Genomic DNA, 23,990 nt, shown 5'->3' with positions numbered 1-23,990 from the left:
TCACTCCTTGCCGATCAGGATCTGGCCGAGGCCGACGTGGGCGTCGACGACGACGTCGGGCGTGCCGGTGCCGAAGGTCTCGACCGTGCTGATGTTGTGTCCGCCGCGCCCGTCGAGCTGGATCGGGTCGCCGTCGCCGTTGGTCCCGGAGGGGGCGATGGGGCCGAGGTCGGCCGTGCCGAGCCGCGAGATGTCGCCGGCACCGACGGAGCTGTGCACCTCGACCGTGAGGTTCTCGGGGATGTAGATCCTGAGCTCGCCGATCCCGACGCGGGCCTCGACCTGGCGAGCGGTGCCGGGGTTGTCGGGCAGGTCGGCGAGGTCGAGCTCGGCCGAACCGATGCTGAGCCGGTAGCGCTGGGTCGTGTCGGTGACGGACGGGCGCCACGTGCGCTCGCCGATCCCGCCGCCGAAGGTCATGTCGGGCACGACCGACGCGGTCCAGGTGACCAGGGCCAGCACGATCGCCAGGAAGCCGGTGAACCCTGCGCGCCGACCCAGCAGGCCGAGCACCAGCGTGCCGAGGCCGAGGACGCCGAGGGCCGCGGCGAGCGCCACCGTCTCGTCACTACCCGGCCAGTTGGCCGCGTCGTGGATCGAGAGCATCGCGCCGTAGGTCGCCAGGGCCAGCCCGCCGGTCAACAGGGTGGCGACGAGGCCACCGCTGCGACGACGGGGGACCTTCGGCGGCCGGGGCCGTGGGGCGACGGGAGCAGGCGGGGGTCCGTACACGCCGCCGGGGGGTGTGTCCACGGGGGCGGGTGCTCCGGGGTTGGGGGCGTAGGCGGTGGTGGACACGGCGGCATACTCCTGCGTCGTTGGGTCGGTGGTCTGGGGAACGGGGCTCGTCTGGGCAGCGTGGGCGGGCGCGGCGGCCGGTGCGGTGGCTCCGGGCTGGGCTGTGTAGGGAGCCGGCGCAGCGGCGTAGGGGGTGGGCGACCCGGCATTCGGGCCCGCCTGCGACGCGGGTGGGGGGCCGTAGGCGGGTTGGCCGACCCGTGCCCTGCGACCGTCGCGGTTGCGGGTCACCAGCCAGACGACGAGGCCCACCGGCACGACCACCCACCAGATCCAGCCGATCCCGGAGGCGTCGCCGGTCAGGCCGTTCGCCCCGATGAGCGACAGCCCGATCACGACGAGCAGGATGATGCCGAGCACGTCACCGTCGCGCAGCGCCTTCTCGGCGATGATCTCCTCGTGGTTGTTGGGCAGGAACGCCCAGGCGATGAGGTAGACGGTGATGCCGACGCCGCCGAGCACGACCAGGAGCACCAGGACCGCGCGGATCACGATCGGGTCGACACCCAGGCGGGTGGCGATGCCGGAGCACACGCCGGCCAGCCACTTGTCGTCGCCGTCGCGGCGCAGGTCCACCGAGCGGATCCAGCCGAAGAAGCGGTCGAGCCCGGTGGCGTGGCCGTCGGGGTTGGTCTGGTTGGTCGGGCCTGTGGTCGGCCCAGGGTTCTGCGTCATGTCATCCATGGTGTCCGTGGCGGGAGGTCGCTGCCATGAGGGTCGACCCTGAACCGACCCTGAAGGGTGCCGAGACCACCCTGAATGCGTTCGGTATCCACGCGTTCGTGCGTCAGGATGAGGACATGCCGACTCCCTACGAGCGGCCCGTCCTCCCAGCGGAGGCGAGGGCCGCAGAACGCCGCGCCGCGCGTCCGCAGCTGACCCGCCCCGTCGAGGGGAAGGTCATCGCGGGGGTCGCGATCGGGCTGGCCCACCACCTGGGCTGGCCGGTGCGCTGGATCCGCTTGGCGTTCGTGCTGATCTCGATCCCCACCGGAGCAGGCCTGGTCGCCTACGTCTTCCTCTGGGCCCTCACCCCGCAGTCCCGCGGTGGGGTGGTCGGTCGCGGTCGTCGGGCCGTCGACCCTGCCGACGCCGACGCGCTCGCCGCCGCCGGGGGTGGTCCCGAGCCGCTCGCCGGCACGGGTGAGCGTGACGCGACCCGGGTGCTGTTGGTCGGTGGGTTGATGCTCGGCATCGGCCTCGTCGTCGTGGCCCAGAATGCCGGGCTGAACGCCCGCCTCGGCATCCTCCTCCCCCTCCTCGTCGTGGCCGCCGGAGCTGTCCTCGCGTGGTCCCAGCTCGACGACTCCCAACGTGGGCGCTGGCTCGGATCCGAAACGGGCACAAGGCGATTCAGCGTGGCGCGCCTGGCCTTCGGCGGCGTGCTGGCGCTCACGGGGCTCGTCATCATGGCCACCCGCGGCCGGTCGCTCGCCGCGATCTGGGATATCGGCGCCGCGGTGCTCGCCGTCCTCGCCGGCGTCGCGTTGATCGCCGCCCCGTGGGCCCTGCGCTTCTGGTCGGACCTGCGCCACGAGCAGGCCGAGCTCGCCAGGGCGACCGAGCGCGCCGACATCGCCGCCCACCTCCACGACTCGGTCCTCCAGACCCTGGCCCTGATTCAGCGCAAGGCCGGCGACGCGGGCGCCGTGACCCAGCTCGCCCGCGCCCAGGAGCGCGAGCTGCGCTCATGGTTGTATGCCGGGCCGGCCGACTCCGACGCGACGCTCGCCACCGCGGTGGTCGAGGCCGCGCACGAGGTCGAGGACCTGCACGGCACCCCCATCGAGGTGGTCTCGACCGGGGACCGACCCCTCGACGACGGCGGGCAGGCGCTGGTGCGCGCCGTGCGCGAGTCGCTGCTCAACGCCGTCCGCCACGGGGCGCCCCCGGTGTCGCTCTACCTCGAGGTCGGGCCGTCGGGGGTCGAGGCGTTCGTCCGCGACCACGGCCCGGGGTTCGAGGTGGGCGAGATCCCGGAGGACCGACTCGGCGTCCGGCAGTCGATCCTGGGCCGGATGGAGCGCCATGGCGGCTCCGCCAGGGTCCGTCGGCTCGAGCACGGCACCGAGGTCAGCCTCACCCTGCCCCCCGACCTGCGACCACCCCAACCGACGCCCGAAGAACCCGCAGTGGAGGAAACCCGTGAACACGCCTGAGAAGAAGCCCGTCGAGGTCGTCCTCGTCGACGACCACCGCATGTTCCGGTCGGGGGTCAGGGCCGAGCTCGGGGCGTCGGTGTCGATCGTCGGCGAGGCGCCCGACGTCGACGCGGCCATCGCCGTGATCCGGCAGGTCAAGCCGCCGGTCGTGCTGCTCGACGTGCACCTGCCCGGCGGCAACGGGAACGGCGGCATCGACGTCATCCACGGCTGCAAGGGGTTGGAGACCGCGCAGGGCCAGCCGGTGCGGTTCCTGGCGCTGTCGGTCTCGGACGCGGCGGAGGACGTCATCGCCGTCATCCGAGCCGGTGCCCGGGGCTACGTCACCAAGACCATCAGCGCCACCGACCTGACCCGCGCCATCCAGCGGGTGGCGGACGGCGACGCGGTGTTCTCGCCGCGGCTGGCGGGATTCGTGCTCGACGCGTTCGGCGCCGCAGCGGGTGAGGTCGCCCAGGTCGACGAGGAGCTCGACCGCCTGTCGGCGCGCGAGCGCGAGGTGATGCGGCTGATCGCCCGTGGCTACCAGTACAAGGAGGTCGCCAAGGAGCTCTTCATCTCGGTGAAGACCGTGGAGACCCACGTGTCGTCGGTGCTGCGCAAGCTGCAGCTGTCGTCGCGTCACGAGCTGACCGCCTGGGCGATGGGCCGACGCCTGCTCTGACGGGGCCAGGCTGCGTCGTCGGCTCTTCCACGATCCGACTTGTTGCCCACTGGTGGTCACGGACGCCCCGATCTGACCACCCCGTGACCACCTGGTCGCAACAGGTGCTCTCGGCCGGCGACGTGTTGCCGGCTGGTGGTCACGGACTCCCCGATCTGACCACCCCGTGACCACCTGGTCGCAACAGGTGCTCTCGGCCGGCGACGTGTTGCCGGCTGATGGTCACGGACTCCCCGATCTGACCACCCCGTGACCACCTGGTCGCAACAGGTGCTCTCGGCCGGAGACGTGTTGCCGGCTGGTGGTCACGGAACCGCCATCTGGCGCCCATCGTGAGGACGAGCGCGCAACAAGTCCGGAGGGCCGCACGGGATCAGGCCTCGGGGGCGACGTCCTCGGTGCCGCCACCGGTGCCGGCTGCCCGCGCGCTGGGGCCTCCGCGACCGGTGGTGCGGGGGTCGACGTACCCGCCCTCAGGGGGCACCATCTCGGCCCGCACCCCGAGCAGCCGGATCGGCCGGTCGTCCTCGAGCGCTGCGAGCAGGTCGAGCGCGGTCTGCGCGATCACCTCGGGGTCGAAGGTCGGCTCGGCGAGCTTGCGCACCCGGTTGGTCGTGAAGAACGGCGCGAACCGCACCTTGAGGAAGACCCGCTGGCAGGGCCGCTCCTCACGCCGGATGTCGTCGACGACCTGACCTGCGAGCAGGCGGATCGCGTCGGCTACCTCGTGCGGCTCGACGAGGTTGGACTGGTAGGTGGTCTCCCGGCCGTGCGCCCGCGCGACCCACGGTGTGTCGTCGACCCTGGCCGAGCTCACGCCGCGACCGAGCCGGCCGTAGTGGGGGCCCATCGACGGGCCGAACTCCGCCACCAGGGTCGCCTCGTCGGCCTCGGCGAGGTCGCGCACCGTGCTGTAGCCGTGGCCGGCCAGCCGCTGCGAGATCTTCGCGCCGACGCCCCACAGGGCGATGGTCGGCCGGTCGCCCATCACCTCGAACCAGTTGTCGCGGGTGAGGGTGTAGACGCCGCGGGGCTTGCCGAAGTCGGTGGCGATCTTGGCGCGCACCTTGGTGTCACCCACCCCCACCGAGCAGTGCAGGTCGGTCGCCTCCAGGACTGCTGCGCGGATCGACTGGGCATAGGCGACCGGGTCGTCGGTCGTCACCCCGACGAAGGCCTCGTCCCAGCCGAGCACCTCGACCACGGCGCCCGGCATGCCCCGCAGCGTCTCCATCACCCGCGCGGACGCTTCCTCGTAGGCCGGCCCGTCGACGGGCAGGAAGACCGCCTCCGGACAGCGGCGCACGGCCACCTTGAGCGGCATCCCTGACCGCACGCCGAACTCACGCGCCTCGTAGGACGCCGTCGACACGACGGCGCGCTCGGTGGGGTCGCCCCGCCCGCCGACCACGAGGGGGACTCCGGCCAGCTCGGGGTGGCGCAGGATCTCGACGGCCGCGATGAACTGGTCCATGTCGACGTGCAGCACCCACGGTCTCGCCACAGGCGCCTGGTCACCGGTCGGCTCCGTCGTCACGCCACCATCCTGCCCTGCACCAGTGTCAGTCCACCGGGGTCAGCGCACCGGTGTCACGGGATGAGCAGGAGCTTGCCCGTGGTGCGGCGCGCTTCGAGGTCGTCGTAGGCCGTGGCGGCGTCGGCGAGCGGGTAGCGGCCGCCCACCTCGACGACGAGCCGTCCGGCCGCGATGTCGGCCAGCACCGACGTGCCCCGCTCGAGCAGCTCCTCGCGGGTCGCGGTGTAGTGGCCCAGGGTGGGGCGGGTCAGGAAGAGCGAGCCGGCGGCGTTGAGCCGCTGGATGTCGAACGGCGGCACCTGCCCGCTGGCTCCGCCGAACAGGACCATCAGCCCGCGGGGTCGCAGGGACGCGAGCGACGCGTCGAAGGTCGCCTTGCCGACGCCGTCATAGGCAACGTCGACTCCCTTGGCACCATTGGCTTCGCGGACCTTCCCGGCGAGGTCGCCGGCCTCGCGGTAGTTGATCACGGCGTCGGCGCCCAGACCCCGGGCGATGTCGAGCTTGGCGGGTGACCCTGCCGTCGCGATGACCCGGCCACCCTTGGCCTTGATCATCTGCACGAGCAGCTGGCCGACCCCGCCCGCCGCCGCGTGGACCAGTGCCGTGGTCCCCGGCCCCACGGCATACGTGGAGCTGACGAGGTAGTGGGCGGTCATGCCCTGCAGCATGGCCGCGGCGGCGACGTCGAGCTCGACGCCCTCGGGCACGGGGACCAGGGTGTCGGCCGCCCGGTTCACCACCGAGGCGCCGGCGCCGAGCCCGGACCCCCAGGCGACGCGGTCGCCCACGGCGAGGTCGCCGACCCCGGACCCGACCGCCACGACCGTGCCGGCTCCCTCGGAGCAGGACACGAAAGGCGTCGAGAGCGGGTAGACGCCCTGCCGCTGGTAGACGTCGATGAAGTTGACGCCGACGGCGGCGACCTCCACCTGCACCTGCGCGTCTCCGGGCGGCGGCACCTCGACGTCCCTCACCTCCAGGACCGAGGAGTCACCCGTGCGGGGGACGACGAGCGCGCGGGCGGTCTGTGCGTCGTGGGAGGTTGCGTCAGGAGCCATGCTCCGACCCTACGTCCTGCCTCCCGGCGGTGGCCGCGAGGCAGGACGAGGCCGGCCGCTGCCCTAGGAGAGTGCCTTCTGGTAGGCGGCCATCGCCTTGAGCGGAGGCTTGACCGCGAACGCCTGCGCCAGCTGCGTCCGGTCGACGAACCACAGGTGGGTCATCGCCCCCGAGGTGCGCGGTGTGGTGCCGGCGGCGCACGTGCCGTTGACGGGCTTGAGCTTCTTGACGCCGCCACCCGTGCAGGCCTCGTGGGTGTGCCAGCGCACGTACGGCTGGTAGCTCGTCGGTGGCGTCTTCTTCTCGGCCGTGAACATCACGCCGACGAGGGTGAACTTCCCCTCGGCGGACCTGCGGTAGATCAGGGTCTCGGGGGCGGTCGGGTCGAGGATCCGGCCGTCGGTGCGGTTGGCCTTGTCGGGCACGTGCACAGTGCCGGTGGCGCGCGCCTTCCTGCCGGCGGCGGTGAGCAGCTTCTGCTTGCGGTCCCAGGCCGCCTGCACGTCGAAGCCGGCCCTGGTCGCAGCAGCCGGGTCCCGGTAGGCGGCCGTGGCCGCGATGGTCCTGGCGAGGAGGTCCTCGGCGGCGGCGGTCTGCTCCGGCGTGGCCGAGGCCGTGTCGGGCAGGTCGGGCACGTCGGAGTGGTCGTGTGCTGCACCCTCACCGTCGCCGTCCTCGTCGGCTGCCCCGCCGTCCGAGCCCGCGACGTGGCCGTGTGCGGACGCGGCGGCGGCCTCGGTGCCACTGTGGGCGTGGCCCGGTGCCGCGATCGCGGCGCCACTCGCGACCAGCGTCAGGGCGGCGACGGCGCCGGTGAGCGCGGCCGCCCTGCGCGGCGTCGACGGAGCCCCGAGCCGGGTCGGCGCCCAGGCGGTCGCCGCCACGGCGGCCAGGCCCGCGCTGAGCACCTCCAGCGCGACACAGACGGTGTCGGCGACGCCCACCGGCTCGGCGACGCCGGCTCCCGGTCCGAGCGGCAGGCCGCTGGTGCGCGACACCACCCAGACCAGCGCCAGCGCCGCCGAGCCCCCGGCCCCCGCCAGGAGGACGCGTCGCGACGAGGGTCGCGACCAGCACCACAACGCCCACCCGAGCTGGGCGGCCGCTGCGACGAGGAAGAACAGGCCCGCGGCCCACCACTCCTGGAAGTGGTCGCCGCTAACCCCGACGTGGATCAGCGCGGCGCCCACCGAGAGCAGGGCCGCGCAGCGGATGAGGATGGTTCGTGTGTCCATGCGCCGAACGATGGACCCTCGATGTGCGAGCAACGTGACCGCAGTGTTCGGGGAGTGTTCGGGTTCGGCCACGACCGCGCGGCGATTGCCCCGTATGCCGCGAGGGCGCTTGCCGTCGCACCCTCGGGTCGGCGACGGTTGCGCCATGACCACACCCCCGGGCACCGGTTCGGGCCCCGCCTCGGGCGCGACGCCGGGCGCCAAGCAGGCCGTCCCCTCGGGCGTGCACCCGGTGTCGACCTCGCGCGTGCTGCTCGTCGAGGACGAGCCTGCCCTCGCCGAGCTCGCCCGCCTCTACCTGGAGCGCGACGGGCACCGGGTGGACGTGGTGGCCGACTCCGACGCGGCCCTCGCCGCGCTGGACCGTCGCGACCACGACCTGGTGCTGCTCGACATCGGGCTTCCGGGCAGCGTCGACGGGATCGAGGTGTGCCGCCGCATGCGGGCCGGTGACGACTGGACGCCGGTGATCTTCGTGACCGCCCGCGACGACGAGGTCGACCGGATCGTCGGGCTCGAGCTGGGCGCGGACGACTACGTGACCAAGCCCTACTCCCCGCGAGAGCTCGCCTCGCGGGTGCGTGCGCTGCTGCGCCGGCAACAACGCGCGGCCGAGTCGGCACGGGACCGACCACGGACCCTGGCCGTCGGCGCCCTGGTCCTCGAGACCGACACCAGACGCGGCCGCCTCCATGACCGCCCCTTGCCCCTGACGACAACGGAGTTCGACCTGCTGGCTCATCTCATGGCCCGACCCGGCCGGGTCTACACGCGCGGCGAGCTGCTGATGGCCGTGTGGGACTACCCGGCCGACGACCCGACGCGCACCGTCGACGTCCACATCGCCCAGCTGCGCGCCAAGCTCGGCGACGACAGCCCGATCCGCACCGTGCGCGGCGTCGGCTACAGCGTCGAGCGACCGTGAGCGCCGCAGGCCCGGTCGCTCGTGGCTCGCTGGAGCGCCGCACCGCCGCCCTGATGGCGGTGGTCGTCACCATCGCAGTCGTCGTGGCCGGTCTGGTCTCGGTCGGCCTGGTCCGGGGTGCCGCCCAGGACGAGGCGCGAAAGGCGTTGCGCAGCAAGGCAGATCTGGTGAGTGCGGTCCTGGAGGCGAGCCGGCCCGTCGACATCGCGCCGGCCCTGCGGGTCGTGCGCAAGCAGGACACCCCGGTCGCCTGGGAGGGGCCGGGTGGGAGGTTGGCGGGCGACGCGCTGGCCCGCGCGGCATACACCCAGCTGCCGGCGGCGCAACGGACGGCGAGCGGCTCGCACACCCTGCGCATCGACGGTCGGCAGGTGCTGGTGGAGGTGCGGCCGCTGACCACCGGTGCGACGGTCGTCTTCGCCCAGCGGGCCAGCCTCGCCACCGGCCAGAGCCTGCGGCTGCTCAACCGCGTGCTGCTGGCGCTCGTGGTCGGCCTCGTCCTCGCGGTGCTGGCCTCGGTGCTCTTCGCCCGACGGCTGGCCGCCCCCCTGCGCAGCACCGCTGCTGCCGCGCACCGGATGGCCGCGGGGGAGCGGGCCGTGCGGGTGGTGCCCGAGGGCCCCAGCGAGGTCGCCGAGACGGGGGAGTCGCTCAACGCGCTCGCAGAGGCGCTCGAGCACAGCGAGCGGCGGCAGCGCGAGTTCCTGCTGTCGGTCTCGCACGAGCTGCGCACCCCGCTCGGGGCGGTCAAGGGCTTCGCCGAGGGACTCCAGGACGGCGTCATCACCGGTGCCGGCGTGCCCGCGGCCGGTCGCACGATCGTGGCCGAGTCGGCCCGGCTCGAGCGCCTGGTCGCCGACCTGCTCGACCTGGCCAGGCTGGGGGCCGACGACTTCCGGTTCGACGCGGTGTCCCTCGACCTGCGCGACGTCGTCGACCAGGCCGCCGAGGTGTGGGGCGAGCGTTGTCGTCGGGACGGCGTCCGCTTCGCGGTCGAGCGTCCCCCCGCCGCCGTGCCCGTCCGCACCGACCCGGTGCGGGTGCGCCAGGTCATCGACGGACTGGCGGAGAACGCCCTGCGGGTCACCGAGTCCGGCGCACCACTCGTGCTGGCCCTGCGGGTCGAGCTCGACCGTGCGGTGCTCGAGGTGCGCGACGGCGGTCCCGGGCTGACGGCTGACGACCGGGCGGTCGCGTTCGAGCGGTCCGAGCTCTACCAGCGCTACCGGGGGGTGCGCCGCGTCGGCACCGGGCTCGGGCTCGCGCTCGTCAAGGCGCTCGTCGACGGGCTCGGGGGGACGGTCTCGGTGCAGCCGGCGCCGGTGGAGGGTGGCACCTGCTTCCGGGTCGAGCTGCCGCTCGGGTGAGGCCGCGGTGCGGCTGCGGTGAGACTGCGACGATGCTGCGGTGCGGTGCGTGCCCGACCGGCTCAGGCCCCGGTGGGAATCCAGTAGCGCCGCTTGCCGCGCAGCTCACCCTCGAACTCGCCGCCGTTCGCCTCGATGGTGCGCGCCGACGCCACGTTGTCGAGGTCGCACGTCACGAGCAGCCTCGGTATGCCGCGTGCGGCGGCCAGCGGCACGACCTGCCGCAGTGCGTCGCTGGCGAAGCCGCGCCGTCGGGCGCTCGGACGCACGCCGTAGCCGACGTGGCCGCCCACGCTCGCGAGCATGGGGTGGTCGATGCTGTGGCGCAGCGAGATGGCACCGACGAACTCGTCGGGCTGCGCGGGGTCCGCCATCCACCAGTAGGTGGCCGGGGTCCAGCCCGGCGGACGCAGGCCGGACTCGTCGGCGTCGCCGATGCGGTGGGCCACCAGCCGGGCGAACTCGGCCGGCTCCTCCAGCCCCTCGCGGGTGAAGACGACGCCGGGGAAGTCGCCCTCGGCCGGCCAGCTCACGATGCCGTCGTGCTGCTCCTGGCCGGCAGCCCGGAACTCGTCGGCCGCGGCGAGGAAGGACCGGTGGAAGCGGACGTGCGGGGTCGACAGCAGCACCACGGTCACACCTGGCCCAACCGCGCGACCGCTGCGTCGAGCATGGCCTCGGTGAGCTTGCCGGTGAAGGTGTTCTGCTGGCTGACGTGGTAGCTGCCGACCAGCCGGACCGCGCGGCCCTCGGGCGTGGTGAGCACGGCCTCGGCGGCGTGCCCGAACCGGGGCTTGGGCCGCGGGACCTGCCAGCCGAGGCGTCGCGCGCTGCCGAGGGTGGCGTCCCAGGCGATCGACCCGAGGGCCAGCATCGACCGCAACCGGGGTGCGGCGAGCTCGAGGTCGCGGTCGAGCCAGTGCGCGCAGGTGGCCTTCTCCGCCGTCGTGGGCTTGTTGCCGGGCGGTGCACAGCGGACCGCCGCGACGATCCGCATCCCGCGCAGGGTCAGCCCGTCGCCGCTGGCGAGGGACTGCGGCTGGCTGGCGTAGCCGGCCCGGTGCAACGCGGCATACAACCAGTCGCCCGAGCGGTCGCCGGTGAACATGCGGCCGGTGCGGTTGGTGCCGTTGGCGGCCGGGGCGAGCCCGACCACCAGGACCTCCGCCTCGGGGTCGCCGAAACCCGCCCCCGGCCTGCCCCAGTAGGGCTGGTCGGCGAAGGAGGCCCGGCGCCCCCGGGTCGCCACGGTCTCGCGCCACTCGACGAGCCGGGGACAGGCACGGCAGACGGTGACCCGTGCGTCGAGCTCGGCGACGTCGGGCGACGTGCAGGCCAGGGCGTGCGCCTGAGCCGCCGTGCGCGCCACCGGGGTCGCAGCCGTCGCGGAGTCGCCGGGCCACCCCGTGCCCGGTGGCACCGGCGACTCGAAGGGCTGGCCCGTGACCGGGTGGGGGGCCAGGCTCATGTCGCCAGCCAGTAGCGCCGCGTGCCGTTGCAGGAGTCCTCGTAGACGCCGCCGTTCGCCTCGATGGCCCGACGGGACCCCTCGTTGGTCTCGAGGCAGGTCACCAGGACCCGGTCGAGCCCCACGTCCCGGCGGGCCACGGGAAGGGCCAGCCGCAGGGCCGCCGTGGCGTGGCCGCGTCGCCGGGCCGAGGGGCGGATGCTGTAGCCGATGTGGCCGCCCTCGCGCAGCAGGAAGGGGGTGAGGTCGTGGCGCAGGGCCAGCGAGCCGACGTAGTCGTCCGCGTCGTCGACGACCCAGAAGAAGTGGCAGGCCGTCCAGCGCGACCTCCGGGGTGCGTCCTCGTCGCGGGCCGCGACCCGCTGGGCCACGAACCGGGCGAACTCCGCGGGGTCCGCCAGGCCCTCGCGGGTGAAGGTGTAGCCGGCATATCCCGGCTCGGCCGGCTGCGCGAGGTCGCCGTCGCCGTCCCGCTGCTCCCCTGCCCGGGCGAACTCGTCGGACGCGGCCAGGTAGCCGGCCTGGTAGCGGACGTGCGGGTCGACGAGCCGGGTCATGCCCCGACGCTAGCGGGGGTGCCCACGGGCAGCCACGGGATATCGGGTCTGTCGCCTCGGCCACGTAGGCTGGGAGCAACATGAGCACGCTCTTCGATGACCTCGAGCCCTTCGACCAGCACCGCCCGTCCGATCCGAGCTCCGGCACCCGACCGAGCGCTGCGGCGGCTCGGGCGACGGTGGTCGACGACCGCGGCGTCCCCAGCTGGGCGCAGGCGGCCGCCGAGGGCCGCGGCCCCGACGACGGCTCCACCCACCGTGCCGACCCCGAGACCCTGCTCGAGGGGCTCAACCCGCAGCAGCGCGAGGCGGTCCTCCACGAGGGCGGGCCCCTCCTCATCGTCGCCGGCGCGGGCTCGGGCAAGACCCGGGTCCTCACCAACCGGATCGCCTACCTGCTGGCCGCTCGGGGGGTGCAGCCGGGACAGGTGCTGGCCATCACGTTCACCAACAAGGCCGCGGCCGAGATGCGGGAGCGGGTCGCCGCCCTGGTCGGGCCGCGGGCCAAGGCGATGTGGGTCATGACGTTCCACTCCGCGTGCGTGCGCATCCTGCGCCGCGAGGCCGCCAAGGTCGGGCTCAAGTCGACCTTCTCCATCTACGACGCCGCCGACAGCCAGCGGCTCATGGCGATGGTCATGCGTGACCTCGATCTCGACCCGAAGCGCTACCCGCCGCGGTCGTTCAGCCACCAGGTGTCCAACCTCAAGAACGAGCTGGTCGACGAGGAGACCTTCGCCTCGCGGGTGGGGGAGGGCACCCACCAGGAGCGGATGCTCGCCGAGGCCTACACCGGCTACCAGCGCCGGCTGCGCCAGGCCAACGCCCTCGACTTCGACGACCTCATCATGACGACGGTCAACATCCTCCAGGCGTTCCCCGACGTCGCCGAGCACTACCGCCGCCGGTTCCGCCACGTCCTGGTCGACGAGTACCAGGACACCAACCACGCCCAGTACCAGCTCGTGCGCGAGCTGGTGGGTGGCGCCGCGGGCAGCCCCGGTATGCCGGTGGGCGACGGTCCCGCGGTCGAGCCGGCCGAGCTCGTGGTGGTCGGCGACGCCGACCAGTCGATCTACGCCTTCCGGGGCGCGACGATCCGCAACATCGTGGAGTTCGAGGAGGACTACCCGACGGCGCGGACCATCCTGCTCGAGCAGAACTACCGCTCCACCCAGACAATCCTGCAGGCCGCCAACTCGGTGATCGCCAAGAACCCCGAGCGCCGCAAGAAGAACCTCTGGACCGACAGCGGCAACGGCACGGCGATCATCGGCTACGTCGGCGACAACGAGCACGACGAGGCCGCCTTCGTGGCCAAGACCATCGACGAGCTCGGCGACTCCGCGGGCGTCAAGCCCAAGGACGTCGCGGTCTTCTACCGCACCAACGCCCAGTCCCGTGCGCTGGAAGAGGTCTTCGTGCGGGTCGGCCTGCCCTACAAGGTGGTCGGGGGCACCCGGTTCTACGAGCGTCGCGAGGTCAAGGACGCCCTGGCCTACCTGCGGGTCATCTCCAACCCCACCGACACCGTCAACCTGCGGCGCATCCTCAACGTGCCCAAGCGCGGGATCGGCGACCGCGCCGAGGCCTGCGTGGCGGCCCTCGCCGAGCGCGAGCGCATCCCGTTCATCGCGGCCCTCGGACGGCCTGAGGACGCCCCCGGGATCGCCACCCGCTCGGTCGCGGCGATCAAGGGCTTCACCGGGCTGCTCGAGCAGCTCGGCCAGGTGCACGCCGACGACGAGCAGGGGGTCGGCGCGCTGCTCGAGGCCGTCATCGACAAGTCGGGCTACCTCGCGGAGCTGCGGGCCAGCCACGACCCGCAGGACGAGACCCGCATCGAGAACCTCGCCGAGCTCGTCGCCGTGGCGCAGGAGTTCGACGAGACCCGCGCCTCGACCGGTGAGGTCGCCTCGCTCGAGGACTTCCTCGAGCAGGTGTCGCTGGTCGCCGACGCCGACGAGATCCCGGACTCCGAGGAGGCCGAGGACCTCGGTGTCGTCACCCTGATGACGCTCCACACCGCGAAGGGCCTGGAGTTCCCGGTGGTCTTCCTCACCGGCATGGAGGACGGCACCTTCCCCCACCTGCGGGCGCTGGGCGACCCGAAGGAGCTGGAGGAGGAGCGCCGGCTCGCCTACGTCGGCATCACCCGCGCCCGCGAACGGCTCCACCTGTCGCGTGCGGCGGTCCGTTCGGCCTGGGGGGCGCCGCAGTACAACCCGGCCAGCCGGTTCCTCGACGAGATCCCGCCCGAGCTGGTGGAGTGGCAGCGCGCCGAGGCCGCGACCACCACCCGCCGACCCGGGCTGCCGGCGGTCGCGACCCTCGCCGCCCGTCCCGGGGTCCGCTCACCCGGCAACCGTCCGCTCATCTCGCTCCACCCGGGCGACAAGGTCACCCACGACAGCTACGGCATGGGCACCGTCGTCAAGACCGAGGGCGACGGCGACAAGACCCAGGCCCACGTCGACTTCGGCGGCGACACCGGCGTCAAGCGGTTCCTGCTCCGCTACGCCCCGCTCGAGAAGCTCTGACGTCGAGAAGCCCTGACGTCGAGAAGCCCTGACGCGGCATACGGAAAAGGCGCCCCGGAGGGCGCCTTCCGTGGTGGTGCGGTGCTGCTACTGCAGGCCGTGGGCGTGCAGCCACGGAGCCGGGTCGATCGCCGCGCCGCCGTTGGGGTGGATCTCGAGGTGCAGGTGCGGCCCGGTCGAGTGACCGGTGTTGCCGGAGAGGCCGACCAGGTCGCCGGGGGCCAGCTGCTGGCCGACCACGACGTCGATCTGGCTCATGTGGCCGTACACGGAGACCGTGCCGTCCCAGTACTCGATCTCGACCTTGTTGCCGTAGCCGCCCTCGGCCCCGGCGAAGATCACCGTGCCGGTCGACATCGACCCGAGGCGGGTGCCGACAGGCGTGCCGAAGTCGTTGCCCTCGTGCATCCGGCCCCACCGCCAGCCGAAGCCGGAGGTGAAGGTCGCGCCCTTGATCGGGAGGAGCCACTTCTCGCGGGCCTTGCGGTCGGCCTCGGCCTTCTTGAGGGCCGCGGCCAGCGCCCGCTTCTTGGCGACCGCCTTGCGCTCGGCGGTGCGGGCGATGCGGGCGGCCTCCAGCACGCGGGCCTGCGCGGCAGTGACCTGCACCTCGCGCTGCTGCGACGCCTCGATCCGTTCGAACCGCGCGGTCTCCGCGTCCTCCGCCTTGGCCTTGGCCGTGGCGCCGGTGAGGTCGAAGTACGCCGGGGACGACTCCGCGACGGTGGCCCCCGTGGCCGTCACGACCAGTGCCGCCGCGGCAGCGCTCGGCAGGAGGTAGCCGCTCTTGGCGAGGCGGACACCTCTTCGAGGCGCGCGGTGACGGCCCGGGGCACGGTGACGGCCCGAGTAGGAAGCGTTGCTCACAGAATGAAAACCTTGCGTGCGGGGGGACACGGAAGCCCCGAGGTTAGCGTGACCAGTTCGTTATCCAAAATCGTTCCGGGGGAAAGAGGGCGTGTCGGGAGATCAATGGCCCGAACGGCTGACCTCACGGGGTGCGTCGCCGCAGCTCGGTCACGCCGGGCGTCAGGGTGTGCCCCTCGGAGTCGAGGTGGGCCAGGGTGCTGGAGATGCCGTGCACCACGCTGCCGATGATCGGCAGTGACATGTGGCCCACGCCGTGCAGGTCGATGTTGCGAGCCTGCAGGTCAGGGTGGGTGAGTGCGGCGTTGCGCTGCGGGAAGACCATCTGGTCGAGGTCGGACCAGTAGACGACGAACCGGGTGCGGCACTCCGGCACCGGCTCGTCGAGCTCACGCATCAGCCCGCTGCCGGGGCGCAGCTGTCGGGTCAGCTGGTTGTGCCACCCGTATGCCGTGTAGGTGCCCTGGTGGGGCGTGCCCAGCGTCACGAGCGTGTGGACCCGCTCGTCGCCGCCGAGCCGGGTCACGTAGTAGCGCGCGATCAGCCCGCCCATCGAGTGACCCACGACGTGGATCCGCTCGTAGCCGGTCTCGGCGACGAGCGCCTCGACCTCCTCGGCGAGCTGGGCGGCGGCCACGCGGACATCCGCCGTGAACGGCGAGTAGTTCATGCTCGTGACGCGACCGAAGCCGCGGCGCCGCAGGCCGAGGCGCAGCAGCGTGAAGATCGACCGGTTGTCGACCATGCCGTGCACCAGCAGGATCGGGGTGCCCGCGGCCTCGACGTCGGAGATCACCAACCCACGCTGGATCGGGGGGAGGTGCTCGACGCGGAAGCCGAGCTGGCTGTCGCTGCCGTGCCGCCCGATCAGGCCCCACGGGTAGAGCGCGAGGTGGGTGGTCACCCAGGCTGCCTCGACGGCTGCCCCGAGGGCTCCGGTCGGGGTGGCCAGGGCCTTCGCCGCGCCGCCGACGATGTCGCCGGCCATGACGGTCGCCGTCCGCACCCCTCGAGTGGCCCGGACCAGCGGCCCCGGGCGCGCCTCGTCACCCGACGGGCGCCGCTTCGGTGCGGCAGGTCGGCGAGGGCGCGGGACGCTCTGCGACATCCCACTGAACCTAGTGGGTGAATCGCCCGCTTTCGAGTGTTGTGGCCCAACCGACACGCGTGTCCGGTTGCGCCACCCTGCGACCTCTGGCCACCTCATGGTCACGAGGAGTCCACCGGCGCGGTTCGGTGACGCACAGGTGCCGAGGACCGGGTGCGGGAGGCACTCTCGGCCGTGGTGTGCGCCACCCGGGACCCTGCTGCGCGCCGAGAGTGGCTAGTCTGCGGCCATGACTGACTCTCCTCTGCGCGTCGTCGTGGCCAAGCCCGGGCTCGACGGCCATGACCGTGGCGCGAAGGTGGTGGCCCGGGCCCTGCGCGACGCAGGCATGGAGGTCGTCTACACCGGGCTGCACCAGACGCCCGAGCAGATCGTCGAGGCCGCCATCCAGGAGGACGCCGACCTCGTCGGGCTGTCCGTGCTGTCCGGTGCGCACATGACCCTCTTCGCCAAGGTGATGGAGCTCCTCAAGGAGCGCGACGCCACCGACATCGTCGTGTTCGGCGGCGGCATCATCCCCGAGGCCGACATCCCCGAGCTGGAGAAGATCGGCGTCGCCAAGGTCTTCACCCCCGGCGCCACGACCACCGACATCGTCGCGTGGGTCCGCGGCGCAGTCCCGTCCCACTAGCGACCGTCCCACTAGCGACCGTCCCACCAGCGACCGTCCCACCAGCGCCACGGCCGGCCGGCACCCGGCCGGGCACACGAAGTGAGGGGCCAGACTCTCGTCTGACCCCTCGCCCTGTCCGGGCTACCGCAGGAACCTGTAGCGCCGGACGAGCCCGGTCTTAGCCCACATCTGGCCGAATCCCCAGGTGTCGCCAGCGAGGAGGGCCGCCAGCACGACGACGCTGATGGCGCCGAGCATGTGGTCATCGATGACCGGGTTGTTCTCCAGCGGCAGCGAGGCTGCCCACATCAGCGCGTAGAGCAGGGCGCCGGTGGCTGCGGCGATCCGCATGCCGATGCCGAGCGTGAGCGCGAGACCGATGCCGAGCAGTCCAGCCATGAACAGCCAGTCCGCCCAGGCCTGTCCGGCCATGCCGTTGAAGAAGCCCTGGAAGGGATTGTTCTCTGGGACCCCGTTCTTCAGGAATCCCGTGGTGGGGCTGCCGCCGTGGATCCACGCGGCCGGACCGAAGCGGTCCGTCACGCCTTGGGCGTTGACGCCGGTGTGGAAGCCGAGGGCGAACAGCTTGTCGAAGAAGGCCCACAGGAACGTGAGGCCGAAGGCGACCCGCAGCACCGCAAGCGCCCTGCGGGCCATCGAGTGGGTCACCAGGTCGTGCTCGACGAGCACATCGAGCTTGGGGTGGCGCTGGATCGTTGTCATGACTGCTTTCCTCCTTGGTGGGCCTAGTTGCCCGGTTGCCTGCAACTCCATGCTCGAACCGAGCAGGGACGAGCAGGAGGGCACTTGGTCCTGCCACGGGGGCGCCGCGCTGTCTGCTGCGTCACATCGATGTGGGACCGCTGGTTGTGCCGTCGGCGAACCGGCCTTCCGAGAGCCGCCGGGCCGCGCCTAGCGTGGTGGCATGAGCGCTGCGTCGTCCCTTCACCTGGTGCCGCCTGCTGGTCGGATGGCGCGCCCCTCGGCGCCACCCGTGGCGCCACCGTCGGCACGGCCCTCGGCCCCGCCGGTGGCCCAGCCCCTGTGGCGCGAGGTGGTCGGAGCCCGCCTGCGGCACCTGCGGCGCCGTCGCGGGCTCACCCTCGTCGAGGCGGCGGCTCGCGCCGGGATCTCCCCGCAGTACCTGTCGGAGGTCGAGCGGGGCCGCAAGGACCCGTCGTCCGAGGTGCTCGCGGCGATCACCGGTGCACTCGGCGAGGAGCTGGTCGAGGTCACCCACCTCGCGTCCCTCGACCTGCGCCGCCAGCACAGTGCGCTGGCAGCCCCCCCTCCCGGCGAGATCCGGCTGGCTGCCTAGGTCGGCTGACCGGGCCGGCTGCCCAGGTCGGCTGACCGGGCCGGCTGACCGGGCCGGCTGCCCAGGTCGGCTGACCGGGCCGGCTGCCTCGGCCTGCGCCGGCGTGCGGTAGGACACGAGCCGGTCGACCAGCCCGTACTCCACGGCCGCCTCGGGGGTGAAGATCCGGTCGCGGTCGGTGTCCCGCCGCAGGGTCTCCAGCGGCTGCCCGGTGTGGTGGGAGAGCACCCGCTCCGCTTCCGCGCGCAGCCGGATCACCTCGTCCGCCTCGAGGATGAGGTCGGGGATGGCGCCCTGGCTGCGTGCCGAGGGCTGGTGCAGCAGCACGCGGGCGTGCGGAAGGATGCTGCGCTTCCCAGGAGCCCCGGCGGCGAGCAGGATCGCCGCGGTGGAGCAGGCCTGGCCGATGCAGGTCGTGGCGATCGGTGCCCGGACGAACTCCATCGCGTCGTAGACCGCGAAGGTCGCCGTGAGCGAACCGCCGGGGGAGTTGATGTAGAGGTCGATCGGCTGGTCGGCGTCCTCGGACTCGAGGTGCAGGATCTGGGCGATCAGCGCATTGGAGACCCCGTCGTCGATCTCGGTGCCGAGGTAGACGATGCGCTCGCTCAGGAGGTGGCTGTAGACGTCCATGACACGGTCGCCCCGGGGGTGGGTGCGGATCACGTTGGGGATCGTGTAGGTGCTCACTGCGGGCTCCCGAGTCCGGTGCGGGCGACCCGTCTGGGCCGGATGCTGTCGAGCGAGTCGAGGATGCCGTCGACGAACCCGTAGGCCAGGGCCTGCTCCGCGGAGTACCACCGGTCGCGCGCGGAGTCCTCGCGGACCCGCTCGAGCGGCTGGCCGGTGTATTCGGCGATCAGCCCGAGCACGGTCTCGACGGTGTGGCGCAGGTCGTCGGCCTGCAGCTCGATGTCGACGGCGGTGCCACCGATGCCGGCCGACCCCTGGTGCATGAGGATCCGCGAGTGCCGCAGGGCGTAGCGCTTGCCGTGCGTCCCCGCCGTGAGGAGGAACTGGCCGGCGCTGCAGGCGAGTCCGAGGGCGAGCGTGGACACGTCGTTCGGGATCAGCCGGATCGCGTCGTGGATCGCGAGCATGGCCGGGACGGAGCCGCCGGGGGAGTTGATCCACAGGCTGATGTCGGCCCGCGGGTCCTCGGCCGACAGCAGGAAGAGCTGGGAGCACAGGCGGGTGCCGCCGTGGTCGTCGAGCTCGCCGTCGAGCACGATGATCCGTTGCTCGAGCAGCCGGGTGGTGAGGTGGTCGGACGGGGCGAGCGGTGAGCTGGGAGTTTCGCGCATGGAGCCACCGTGGGGCGGGTGGTCCCACGGTGACCAGCGCTTGCTGCTCTGAGCAGAACACCCCGCCGCGTCGGGTCCAGCGGCACGGCGGGGCGGCTGCCTACGGCACGACCGGGATGCTCAGGGTGGCCGGTGCGGTGGGTGACGCGCGGACCGTGACGGGCTGCACGGCATACGCGTTCTTGTAGGCGGCGTCGGTGCTCGCGAGGACGAGCCGCAGCCGGTGCCCGGCCTCGACGCGGTGCACGATGGCCGGGAGCTCGATGTGCACCGGCTGGGTGACGTCGGCGACCCGCACGGGGCTGATCAGCTTGTGCACCAACGTGATCGAGCCGTCAGGTGCCACGTCGTAGAGCTTGGCGAAGACCTGGAGCTGACCGCTGGGGCCAGCCGACTGGGTGACCGCGACGGTCGGTGACTCGAACCGCACGTCGAGGGTGGGGGCGCCCACGACGGTGAGCGGCTTGCCCAGCGCGGGGGTCGACCACGAGCCGAACGTGCCGGGGGTGTCGAACGGGACGGTCAGCCCGTCGGGGAGGTCGACCTGGCCCTCGAGCCCGGACACCTCGGTGTAGGACGCCGGTGCCCCCAGCCCGGGGTTGGCCCACGACGTCGAGCCCGGCAGGATCGCCGACCGCGACGCGACGAGCTGGTCGGCCGCGGACAGGTACCAGCTGGCGCGGGTGCCGACCGGGTAGCTGCCGGCGCTGGCGTACGCGGGAGCGGCCGAGCCGGTGTAGGGGACCCAGTCGCGGAAGTAGGAGAAGCCGGGGCCGGTGGAGACCGACGAACCCTTGAGGTAGTGGTCGAACCAGTTCTTGATGCGCAGGCCCAGGTAGGTGTCCTCGATGTGCTCGCCGGTGAGGTCGAGCTCCCCGGGCGCCGCGCCGGTGTTGGCGCCGGTGCCGCCGGAGTGGCCCCACGACTGCCAGGCCATCGACACCGGGACGCCGCGCGCCTTGAGCCCCCGGTAGGTGGCGCTGGCCTCCTGGAGGTTGAACAAGGTGTCGTTCTCGCCCTGGATCAGGAAGGTGGGCACCTTCACCTGGTCGATGTAGTGGCCCACGGACACGCGGTCGGTCAGTGCGGTCGTCGCCGCGTCCGGGTACCCGAGCGTGTCGAGGGTCGCCTTGGCGCGACAGGCCTCGAGCACGAAGTTGGGACACCCCACGTTGCGGGTCGGGTCGATCGCCGCGCCCTGGAGGCCGTCGAGGATGCCGACGCCGAAGAACAGGCCCGCCCACCCGACCTTCTCGGTGCCGGGGTTGGAGCCGGCGTAGGTCACGCCGCTGGTGAAGCTGGTGTTGTTGGGGGCCAGCGAGTACCGCAGGTCGTTCCAGGTGATGAGGGGGACGAGCGTGTCCACGCGGCGATCCACTGCGGCAGTAGCGAACTGGATCTGGCCGCCGTAGGAGCCACCGATCATCCCGAGGCGCGGGTCGTGCGTCGCCGCGTCGTCGAGGACCGTGAAGTCGACGGCCACCGTGCCCGCCCCACCGGTCTGGCCGCCCACGGTCGACGAGGTGTATGCCGCGGAGCCTGCGCCGCCGAGGAAGCTCACCAGCGAGCTCGCGGCCACGCCATCGACCCCCGGGTCGTCGAGCGAGATCTTGCAGCCGCTGTCCGGGAAGCCGAGCCCGGTGTACGACAGCACCGCGTAGCCCCGCTTGGCGAAGGCCGCGCCCAAGCCCGCCTGGTCGGCCTTGCTCCCGCCGAACCCGTTGGTCGTGAGGATCGCCGGGACCCTCGCGGCGCGGCTGGCCGAGTGCGGCTTGTAGAGGTCGGCGTCGATGGTGCAGGTCTGCGGCTGGCCGAGGTCGTTCTTGCCCGCCGGCACCGTGAACGTCAATCCGGAGTAGGTGTCCACGCCGTCAAGGGGGGCGGACGCGGCCGGCGCGTTGCGGGGCGCCGACGCGGCGGACGCCTCGGTGGCGACGAAGGCGGGCATGGCCAGGGCTGCCACGGCGAGGACGCCGACGGGCCAGAGCTGGGACGAGGTGCGGCGCGACATCGAGCCTCCACGGTGGCGGGCGGGCCGGGATGGCGCCGCTGCAGTGGACTGACAACGAGCGAGGGGGCCGGGCGGTTACGTTCTCCGAAACCCGTCCGCATGCTGAGTCCTCGGGTCCAGTGGCTGGACCGGAGCGGGGTGGCGACGGCTCGACGATGACGCGGTCTTGGACAAGACCAGAAGAAAAGTCGGTGTGGAACGTGACATTCCGCAGGTTCCCACGCATTTGGTCAAGTCTTCGCAAGAAACATTGACCCGCGCTTCGCACGGCGGGTTAGGTCGGCACGGCGCGACGCCCACGGCAACCCTGTGCCGCCCCTGGAGGGGGATCCCGCCGCCCGACGTGCAGGCAACCAAACCTGCGCATGTCCGAGAAGAGGGTTTTCGTGATCCGACTGTCTACCGGCGCCGCACTGGGCGTCGCAGTCGCCGCGGCCGTGGCCACTCCACTGTCTGCCGCTTCAGCATCCCCCCTGTCCGCGCCGACCCTGGCTCCGACCAGCGTCACCGCAGCCCAGGTCAATGCCGACAAGGACCACGCGGCACTCGGCCTCTCGAAGGACGAGAAGCTCGTGGTGCGCAACGTCCTCACCGACGCCGACGGCACGCAGCACGTCCGCTACGACCGCACCTTCAAGGGCCTGCGCGTGGTGGGAGGCGACCTGGTCGTCGAGAAGTCGAAGGCGGGCGCGACCAAGGACGTCGTCTACAACGCCAGCGGCAAGGTCGCCGTCACCTCGACGACGCCGTCGGTGACGAAGGCCGAGGCCCTGTCCGAGGGCAGGTCCGCCGGCAGGCGGACCGAGTCCCCGTCCGGCGAGCTGGTCGTGTGGGCGGGTGGCGCCAAGCCCGTGCTGGCCTACGACGTGCTGGTGAAGAGCGTGCGGGCCGACCAGGTCCCGTCGCGGCTGCACACCCTCGTCGACGCCAGGTCCGGTGCCACCCTGATCAGCTACGACGAGGTGCAGACCGGCACGGGTGACGGGATCTTCTACAACGCCTCCCTCGAGACCAAGGCGCACACCGGCGGTGGTTACGAGCTCACCGACACGCACGGCAACAACACCCGCGACGCCCACAACCAGGGCGACCCCAACACCGGGGTCGGCCCGGCTGGCGACCTGTTCCTCGACTCTGACGACATCTGGGGCAACGGCGCGGTCTCGGACCGTGCCTCTGCTGCCGTCGACGCCCACTACGGCGCCACCACGACGTTCAACTACTACAAGAATGTGTTGGGCCGCAACGGGATCTGGAACGACGGTCGTGGCGCTCCGTCTCGGGTGCACTTCGCCAACGCGATGGAGAACGCCTTCTGGGACGGCACCCAGATGTCCTACGGCGACGGGGCGGGCAACGCCGCGCCGCTGACCGAGATCGACGTGGCCGGGCACGAGATGTCCCATGGTGTCACCGAGAACACCGCGGGGCTGGTCTACAGCGGCGACGCCGGCGGCCTCAACGAGGCGACGTCGGACATCTTCGGCACCGCCGTCGAGTTCTACGCGAACAACCCGAGCGACCCGGGCGACTACCTCATCGGCGAGGAGATCGACATCAACGGCAACGGGACGCCGCTGCGCTACATGGACAAGCCCAGCAAGGACGGTGCGTCCAAGGACTGCTGGTCCTCGACCCTCGGCCAGCTCAACCCGCACTACTCCTCGGGGCCGCTGAACCACTGGTTCTACCTGGCCTCCGAGGGCAGCGGCGCCAAGACCATCAACGGCGTCAGCTACAACAGCCCGGTCTGCGGCACCGCCGCAGCGGTGACCGGCGCGGGCCGGGCCAACATCGAGAAGGTCTGGTACCGCACGCTCTCGACCAAGCTCACCAGCAACAGCAACTACGCGGCCGCCCGTAACGGCGCAATCAGCTCGGCCATCGAGCTCTTCGGCGCGACCAGCCAGACCTGCAAGTCGGTCGAGGCGGCCTTCACCGCCATCGCCGTCCCGGCCGGTTCGGCCACGTGCGGGAGCACGCCCCCGCCCACCGGTGGCAACCTGCTGCTCAACCCGGGCTTCGAGTCAGGTGCGGTGAGCTGGACCGGCACCTCGGGGCCGATCACCAACAACACCGGCCGTCCGGCTCGCACCGGCAGCTGGAAGGCCTGGCTCGGTGGCAACGGCTCGACCTCGACCGAGACGGTGCAGCAGAGCGTGACGATCCCGTCGACCGTGACCGCGGCGACCCTGTCGTTCTGGCTCCGGACGGACACCGCGGAGTCGGGCAGCACGGCCTACGACACGATGAAGGTGCAGGTGGTCAACGGCTCGACGACGACCACCCTGGCCACCTACTCCAACGTGGGCACCAACGCGACGTACACGCAGAAGTCGTTCAACGTCACGGCCTACAAGGGCAAGACGATCTCGGTGAAGTTCCTCATGAACGAGGACTCCTCCCTGCAGACGTCGTTCGTCGTCGACGACACGGCCCTGGCCACCAGCTAGC

General features: G+C 72.2%; 20 protein-coding genes. 7 read left to right on the top strand and 13 right to left on the bottom strand.

The genetic code is table 11. The features are described from left to right. The gene (locus tag ABD262_RS19040; RefSeq protein WP_344139682.1) at positions 1–1,473 is read right to left on the bottom strand and encodes a PspC domain-containing protein; all 1,473 of its coding nucleotides are present in this window, start codon (positions 1,471–1,473) and stop codon (positions 1–3) included. 125 nt (positions 1,474–1,598) lie between these two features. On the opposite strand from ABD262_RS19040, the gene ABD262_RS19035 reads away from it, so the two are divergent. After that, positions 1,599–2,957: an ATP-binding protein gene (locus ABD262_RS19035; protein WP_344139679.1), complete on the top strand. Its 1,359-nt coding sequence runs from the start codon at positions 1,599–1,601 to the stop codon at positions 2,955–2,957. After that, the gene (locus tag ABD262_RS19030) at positions 2,944–3,624 is read left to right on the top strand and encodes a LuxR C-terminal-related transcriptional regulator (RefSeq protein WP_344139676.1); all 681 of its coding nucleotides are present in this window, start codon (positions 2,944–2,946) and stop codon (positions 3,622–3,624) included. The genes ABD262_RS19035 and ABD262_RS19030 overlap by 14 nt, the downstream gene beginning before the upstream one ends. Positions 3,625–3,997: 373 nt before the next feature. Here ABD262_RS19030 and ABD262_RS19025 read toward each other — a convergent pair whose 3' ends face one another. The 3 genes from ABD262_RS19025 to ABD262_RS19015 form a co-directional block, all read right to left on the bottom strand. After that, on the bottom strand, positions 3,998–5,161 hold the full coding sequence (locus ABD262_RS19025) for a DNA polymerase IV (protein WP_344139673.1): 1,164 nt from the start codon (positions 5,159–5,161) through the stop codon (positions 3,998–4,000). Between the two features lie 53 nt (positions 5,162–5,214). After that, positions 5,215–6,222 carry a quinone oxidoreductase family protein gene (locus ABD262_RS19020; RefSeq protein WP_344139671.1) on the bottom strand — a complete coding sequence of 336 codons (1,008 nt, stop codon included), beginning with the start codon at positions 6,220–6,222 and terminating at the stop codon, positions 5,215–5,217. Between the two features lie 63 nt (positions 6,223–6,285). Beyond that, positions 6,286–7,458: a hypothetical protein gene (locus ABD262_RS19015; RefSeq protein ID WP_344139668.1), complete on the bottom strand. Its 1,173-nt coding sequence runs from the start codon at positions 7,456–7,458 to the stop codon at positions 6,286–6,288. Positions 7,459–7,603: 145 nt separating this feature from the next. Between ABD262_RS19015 and ABD262_RS19010 the strand changes: the two genes are divergently transcribed. Together ABD262_RS19010 and ABD262_RS19005 are read left to right on the top strand one after the other, a co-directional pair. After that, the gene (locus tag ABD262_RS19010; RefSeq protein ID WP_344139665.1) at positions 7,604–8,383 is read left to right on the top strand and encodes a response regulator; all 780 of its coding nucleotides are present in this window, start codon (positions 7,604–7,606) and stop codon (positions 8,381–8,383) included. Then, positions 8,380–9,750, top strand: a complete 1,371-nt coding sequence (locus ABD262_RS19005) for a sensor histidine kinase (protein ID WP_344139662.1) — start codon at positions 8,380–8,382, stop codon at positions 9,748–9,750. The genes ABD262_RS19010 and ABD262_RS19005 overlap by 4 nt, the downstream gene beginning before the upstream one ends. A 62-nt stretch (positions 9,751–9,812) precedes the next feature. On the opposite strand, the gene ABD262_RS19000 is transcribed toward ABD262_RS19005, so the two are convergent. Genes ABD262_RS19000 through ABD262_RS18990 form a run of 3 tightly spaced genes read right to left on the bottom strand, consistent with a single transcriptional unit; the run spans position 9,813 to position 11,775 of the window. Further along, complete coding sequence (locus tag ABD262_RS19000) at positions 9,813–10,382, bottom strand: GNAT family N-acetyltransferase (protein ID WP_344139659.1); 570 nt, start codon at positions 10,380–10,382, stop codon at positions 9,813–9,815. 2 nt (positions 10,383–10,384) lie between these two features. Then, positions 10,385–11,218, bottom strand: a complete 834-nt coding sequence (locus ABD262_RS18995) for a uracil-DNA glycosylase (protein WP_344139657.1) — start codon at positions 11,216–11,218, stop codon at positions 10,385–10,387. Beyond that, positions 11,215–11,775 (bottom strand): GNAT family N-acetyltransferase, encoded by a 561-nt coding sequence (locus ABD262_RS18990; RefSeq protein ID WP_344139654.1) that lies wholly within the window; start codon positions 11,773–11,775, stop codon positions 11,215–11,217. Before ABD262_RS18990 ends, ABD262_RS18995 begins: the two co-directional genes overlap by 4 nt. A gap of 80 nt (positions 11,776–11,855) precedes the next feature. Between ABD262_RS18990 and pcrA the strand changes: the two genes are divergently transcribed. Further along, entirely contained in the window at positions 11,856–14,315 is a 2,460-nt protein-coding gene (pcrA, locus tag ABD262_RS18985; protein ID WP_344139651.1) for a DNA helicase PcrA, read from the top strand. An 87-nt stretch (positions 14,316–14,402) separates the two neighbouring features. Here the strand turns inward: pcrA and ABD262_RS18980 are convergent, their stop codons facing one another. Together ABD262_RS18980 and ABD262_RS18975 are read right to left on the bottom strand one after the other, a co-directional pair. Beyond that, positions 14,403–15,182 carry a M23 family metallopeptidase gene (locus ABD262_RS18980; RefSeq protein WP_344139648.1) on the bottom strand — a complete coding sequence of 260 codons (780 nt, stop codon included), beginning with the start codon at positions 15,180–15,182 and terminating at the stop codon, positions 14,403–14,405. 124 nt (positions 15,183–15,306) lie between these two features. Continuing rightward, positions 15,307–16,290, bottom strand: a complete 984-nt coding sequence (locus tag ABD262_RS18975; protein WP_344139645.1) for a lipase family alpha/beta hydrolase — start codon at positions 16,288–16,290, stop codon at positions 15,307–15,309. Positions 16,291–16,519: 229 nt separating this feature from the next. Here ABD262_RS18975 and icmB point away from each other — a divergent pair, with 229 nt between their 5' ends. Then, positions 16,520–16,921: a coenzyme B12-dependent isobutyryl CoA mutase small subunit gene (gene icmB / locus ABD262_RS18970; RefSeq protein ID WP_344139642.1), complete on the top strand. Its 402-nt coding sequence runs from the start codon at positions 16,520–16,522 to the stop codon at positions 16,919–16,921. 123 nt (positions 16,922–17,044) lie between these two features. Here icmB and ABD262_RS18965 read toward each other — a convergent pair whose 3' ends face one another. The 4 genes from ABD262_RS18965 to ABD262_RS18945 all read right to left on the bottom strand — a co-directional run bounded on the left by ABD262_RS18965 (position 17,045) and on the right by ABD262_RS18945 (position 21,536). Continuing rightward, positions 17,045–17,626 carry a hypothetical protein gene (locus ABD262_RS18965; protein ID WP_344139639.1) on the bottom strand — a complete coding sequence of 194 codons (582 nt, stop codon included), beginning with the start codon at positions 17,624–17,626 and terminating at the stop codon, positions 17,045–17,047. A gap of 121 nt (positions 17,627–17,747) precedes the next feature. Next, entirely contained in the window at positions 17,748–18,911 is a 1,164-nt protein-coding gene (locus ABD262_RS19655; RefSeq protein ID WP_425564906.1) for a ClpP family protease, read from the bottom strand. Then, on the bottom strand, positions 18,908–19,525 hold the full coding sequence (locus tag ABD262_RS18950) for a ClpP family protease (RefSeq protein WP_344139636.1): 618 nt from the start codon (positions 19,523–19,525) through the stop codon (positions 18,908–18,910). Before ABD262_RS18950 ends, ABD262_RS19655 begins: the two co-directional genes overlap by 4 nt. A gap of 100 nt (positions 19,526–19,625) precedes the next feature. After that, on the bottom strand, positions 19,626–21,536 hold the full coding sequence (locus tag ABD262_RS18945; RefSeq protein WP_344139633.1) for a CocE/NonD family hydrolase: 1,911 nt from the start codon (positions 21,534–21,536) through the stop codon (positions 19,626–19,628). Between the two features lie 386 nt (positions 21,537–21,922). Here ABD262_RS18945 and ABD262_RS18940 point away from each other — a divergent pair, with 386 nt between their 5' ends. Beyond that, the gene (locus tag ABD262_RS18940; RefSeq protein WP_344139630.1) at positions 21,923–23,989 is read left to right on the top strand and encodes a M4 family metallopeptidase; all 2,067 of its coding nucleotides are present in this window, start codon (positions 21,923–21,925) and stop codon (positions 23,987–23,989) included. Position 23,990: the final 1 nt, after the last annotated feature.

Origin of the sequence: Pedococcus bigeumensis, assembly GCF_039531795.1 — a bacterium.
Lineage (GTDB): Bacteria > Actinomycetota > Actinomycetes > Actinomycetales > Dermatophilaceae > Pedococcus > Pedococcus bigeumensis.
The sequence above is the reverse complement of the archived record's forward strand: the minus strand, read 5'-3'. Positions and strand labels throughout refer to the sequence as shown.